This window comes from Nocardia sp. NPDC050793 (assembly GCF_040654065.1).
In the GTDB taxonomy this organism is placed as follows: Bacteria; Actinomycetota; Actinomycetes; order Mycobacteriales; family Mycobacteriaceae; genus Nocardia.
The window spans coordinates 92,861-96,699 of sequence record NZ_JBFAHG010000010.1 but is presented as its reverse complement, the minus strand read 5'-3'; the positions used below and the strand labels follow the sequence as shown (position 1 = coordinate 96,699).

Here is a 3,839-nt window from a genome sequence, read left to right as displayed (position 1 = left end):
ACCGACCGCCTCACGAAAGGTGAACCATGACAAACCCGTTCGACGACGATGACGCCCAGTTCTACGTCCTCGTCAACGCCGAGGGCGAGCACTCGCTGTGGCCCGTCTTCGCCGCCGTGCCAACCGGCTGGACCATCGCCTACGGCGCGGCCGCGCGCAGCATCTGCCTGGAATACGTCGAGACCCACTGGACCGACATGCGCCCCAAATCGCTGATCGCCGCCATGATCCCGAAGACCAACTGAATGCCGGGGCGCGCCGGTCCACATCCCCTGCCGACCGGCGCGCCTCGTGGCCGAATCATGGTGCGTGCGCGGCCAGGGCGGTGGCGATTCGCTGGAGATCCTCGACATTCGTTGTGCGCACGGATTGCATGGCGGCGAGGTGTTTCGCCGCTTCCTGCAGTGAGCATTCGGTGCGGCCCAATAGTTCGCGGACGATGACGAGTTGGACGACAACGGAGCTACCGCACTCGGCCAACGCGAGTTCGGCGGCGGGCATGCCGCCCGCTGCCAGTGCGTTCCGCACGGTAGCCAGCTCGCGCGCACAATGGTCGAGGAGTCGCGGATACAGGGTGTCGGCGTCGTCGACCACCGGCGCGACGGCGATCGCGAAGCGCCAGACGTATTCGTCGTGGGCGTCGATCAGGTGCGGCCGGGCGATGGCGAACTCCGTCCAGTCGACATCGTTGGCGGCATGGACCATGGAATCCAAAGTGGGGTAGGACGGTTCGATCCTCCCCGCGTCCTCGTCGTAGTCGTAGTCGTACACGTCGGATTCCGGCGGCGCTGCGGCCGCGGCTCGTTCGAGCAGTTCGCGCGTCAAGGTGCACTGCTCCGCCAGCAACACGGCGTCATACAGATCCGTGGCTCGTGGGCTGCCGTCGCGGTGTGCGTCGGCAGCCAACCACAGGACCTTCCAAGCCAGCGATATCTCCCGGCCGAACGCATGCAGAGGTACCGATGCTTCGGGAGGCCCGAGCCGCGAAACGTCAGTGCGCCGCGGCGCCTCGCAGATCACCTCATCGGTCACGAAATTCACCTGCACCGTGCCGACGTGCCCGTTTCCCCGCCACGAGAGCACTATTCGCCACCCAGACATGCCGGGCGCCCAGCCGCGGCCGAACGCGCCGTGGCTCCAGTACCAGGTCTCTTCCGAGTCGACCTTGCTATCGATCCGCACTGTGCTGCCGGGTGCACGCGAGCGTGCCGCCGCGCGCCGAGCCACGTCGACAGGCAGCTCGTCGGTGAGCACCTCGCCGATCGGTAGTCGCTCGTGCAACACGAGGAAATCCAGATCGCCTGGTTCTCGCGCCCGGTCGCCGAACCACGTTCTCATCAGCATGCTGCCGCGCAGCGCGAGGCAGTGCGACCATTCGTATTCCGCGACGGCGGCGAGTATGTGATCGATCACCGCACGACGGCCGGCCAGCCACCCTTCGTCGGTGGTCCAGTCGCAGAAAGGGTTTGCGAGTCGACCCGTCATGCCGCGCCTTTCTCGGCGGTCCGGCCGGTGTCGGTCCCTGGCGCACCGCCCACCCACGGTGCGGCCGTGATCGCTTGTGTCGTTGCCACCCGGCCAGACTCGCAGAGGCCACCGACAACAACCGTTCGCGATCCATCGACCGGGTGGAGGTCAGGAGGGCCGAATCGGCGTTCGATGACCGTGATCGGTTCGCGACTACACCTCCGCCCGCGGCGAGTCGATGACCGCCCTGGCTTTCTGCCGCCACTCGGACACCGCGCGACCGCCACTGTTCAGCAGCGTCGAGTCGAATCGCCTGGCGCGCTTGGTGACCGTCAAGCCGACGTAGGTGTGCGCGTCGGTGACAGCTGCGGTGGCGACCGCGCAGGCCTCGTCGACTTCGCCGGAGGCCAGCAGCGCGGTCGCGTGTTCGAAACGCACCAGCGCGGGTTCCATGGTCTCGTTCGGGTCGTACAGCGAGATGGCGTGCGCCGCTGCGGCGGCCGTCTCGTCGGGCTTGCCGAGCCGGGCGTATCCGATGGCGCGGTAGAACGCGAGCTTCTCCGGACGGAACGAGAAGATGCCGACAGGCAGCTCCTCGCCACCGACACTGCCCAGTGCACGAGCGGATTTGTCGATGCAGTGGGCGAATTGGCGTTCGTCACCGAGATCGGCGTGCGCCCGCGCCGCCATACCCCAGAGCCAGGCGGCGGCCGCGCCGGTCGCCGGGTCTTCCGCGAGACGCGGGTCGAGCAGGCGCAGCACCTCCCTCGGCTTGTCGCTGTAGGTGGGCAGGTAGGCCAGGCCCGCGAGGGCGATGTCCTCCGAGTAGCGGTCGCCGATGTCCTGCGCCGCGTGGATCGCGGTGCTGTACCACAGGCGGGCCTGTCCGAAATGACCTTCGTTGAACAAGATCTCGCCGACCACGTTGGCCAGCCGGCCGGCGGTGCGGACCAGCCTGATCTGGTGGTGAGTGGCCTGGCGCTCGCCGAGAGACGCACGGACCGTGCGGAACTGGTCGAGCGTGGTCTGAAGCAGCTCGTGCGGCGGCACCTGGACGACCACCCTGCCGAGCTCCGCGGTGGAATGTTCCAGGACGCCCAGCCTGCGCTCGCTGATCGACCCGGCGTCCAAGGCCGCAAGCATCTTCTCCGGTTCACTTGCCAACAGATCGACCGCATGGCCCGCCATGCCTGCGCCGATGCAGGCCAGCAGTTCCCGCCTTCTCACGTCGTCATCCTCGACTTCCTTGTCGAGCCCGATCGGCGCGGGCCGAACCTCGGTTCCGCCCAGCGCTGTTTCCCTACCGAGCTTGATTGTCCGATCGAGCGCCGCGCTCGCATCGTCGGTTTCGCGGCCCGCGTCGCGGCCCGCCGTGATCGCCCGCTCGAATCGCGTGACGACGACTGAATCGGCCTCGGACAGCACTCGATCGAGTAGCCGACGGCTTGCGGCGTGCATCCGGGTTGTCCGGCCGTTCTCCCACAAGACCACGGTGCGCGGGGTGACGCCCACCAAACGTGCGAACTCGTAACGACTCCGCTTCATCGCCGAGCGAAGGGCATGTACGTCTTCGCCCGTCCAGTCGACCTCAACCATATGACCCGCTTCCTTGCGTTAGGCCGATTCACTCGAAAATTACTCGCATTTACCGCATTCCGGGCTGTTATGTACCCAATCGCAACGCGCACTCTGTATTTCGCACCCGGCGCCAAGGTTGTGCCCAGACCCTATGGGGCGCTCGCTCTCCGGAATCCGGCGCACGGTCCCGACGCGGCCTCGATCCAGCCGCCTCGAGCGCGGTTCCGCCGGCGCCCCGGCGCCGGGTGCACTGAACTTTCGCGGAGGTGAACGATGAACGTCCCGCATTTCGACTTGCGTGAGCTGTGGCTGGTCCAAAGCCGTGACTGCACACAGGAACCGCAGGTCCTGGACGACGACCGCGCCCGATTCATCGCGTCGGTGCACGCCGGTCACGGCAGCGGATGCCGCCAATACCTAGCCGCCTCCGCCTACTGCTTCCGGCGCACCGCGGACAAATGATTCGATGTACGCCACCCTGTCCATCCTGACCGGATGCGGTCTGGTTCTCTCCCTCATCGGCATCATCGGAACCTGCGTCGGGGACACCCGCGCCGCCGACGGACACCGCGCTCCCCCAGCCCCTTTCACGGTCCCCGAAGCACACCGCGCCATGCAGCTGCACCGAGGTTGCCGAGCCGATGCTTGCGCCCGCAAAGGAGCCGCCTTCCGCACCCTCGTCGCCGCGGGACGCATCGTTCCCGACACCCGCGCGGACGGATATTCGACGTAGTCTCGGTCAGACCGCGCGACAACCGACGAGCACTGGCCTGGGCTTCAGTAGCCTCCCTAAT

Annotated in this window: 5 protein-coding genes; 3 read left to right on the top strand and 2 right to left on the bottom strand. The window is 67.1% G+C overall.

Annotation, left to right across the window (positions count from 1 at the left end; genetic code table 11):
* Nucleotides 1–26 precede the first annotated feature (26 nt).
* Nucleotides 27–245, top strand: a complete 219-nt coding sequence (locus AB0H50_RS28625; protein WP_357458520.1) for an MbtH family protein — start codon at nt 27–29, stop codon at nt 243–245.
* Nucleotides 246–300: 55 nt separating this feature from the next.
* Here AB0H50_RS28625 and AB0H50_RS28620 read toward each other — a convergent pair whose 3' ends face one another.
* Nucleotides 301–1,485 carry a nucleotidyl transferase AbiEii/AbiGii toxin family protein gene (locus AB0H50_RS28620; protein ID WP_357458517.1) on the bottom strand — a complete coding sequence of 395 codons (1,185 nt, stop codon included), beginning with the start codon at nt 1,483–1,485 and terminating at the stop codon, nt 301–303.
* 195 nt (nt 1,486–1,680) lie between these two features.
* On the bottom strand, nt 1,681–3,063 hold the full coding sequence (locus tag AB0H50_RS28615; protein WP_357458515.1) for a hypothetical protein: 1,383 nt from the start codon (nt 3,061–3,063) through the stop codon (nt 1,681–1,683).
* 255 nt (nt 3,064–3,318) lie between these two features.
* Between AB0H50_RS28615 and AB0H50_RS28610 the strand changes: the two genes are divergently transcribed.
* On the top strand, nt 3,319–3,507 hold the full coding sequence (locus tag AB0H50_RS28610; RefSeq protein WP_357458513.1) for a hypothetical protein: 189 nt from the start codon (nt 3,319–3,321) through the stop codon (nt 3,505–3,507).
* A gap of 4 nt (nt 3,508–3,511) precedes the next feature.
* The gene (locus AB0H50_RS28605) at nt 3,512–3,778 is read left to right on the top strand and encodes a hypothetical protein (protein WP_357458510.1); all 267 of its coding nucleotides are present in this window, start codon (nt 3,512–3,514) and stop codon (nt 3,776–3,778) included.
* Nucleotides 3,779–3,839: the final 61 nt, after the last annotated feature.

What these genes read in the sequence shown, in the direction of transcription:
- AB0H50_RS28610 (WP_357458513.1), top strand. Translation starts at nt 3,319, where the DNA reads ATGAACGTCCCGCATTTCGACTTGCGTGAGCTGTGGCTGGTCCAAAGC.
- AB0H50_RS28605 (WP_357458510.1), top strand. Translation starts at nt 3,512, where the DNA reads ATGTACGCCACCCTGTCCATCCTGACCGGATGCGGTCTGGTTCTCTCC.
- AB0H50_RS28615 (WP_357458515.1), bottom strand. Translation starts at nt 3,063, where the DNA reads ATGGTTGAGGTCGACTGGACGGGCGAAGACGTACATGCCCTTCGCTCG.
- AB0H50_RS28625 (WP_357458520.1), top strand. Translation starts at nt 27, where the DNA reads ATGACAAACCCGTTCGACGACGATGACGCCCAGTTCTACGTCCTCGTC.
- AB0H50_RS28620 (WP_357458517.1), bottom strand. Translation starts at nt 1,485, where the DNA reads ATGACGGGTCGACTCGCAAACCCTTTCTGCGACTGGACCACCGACGAA.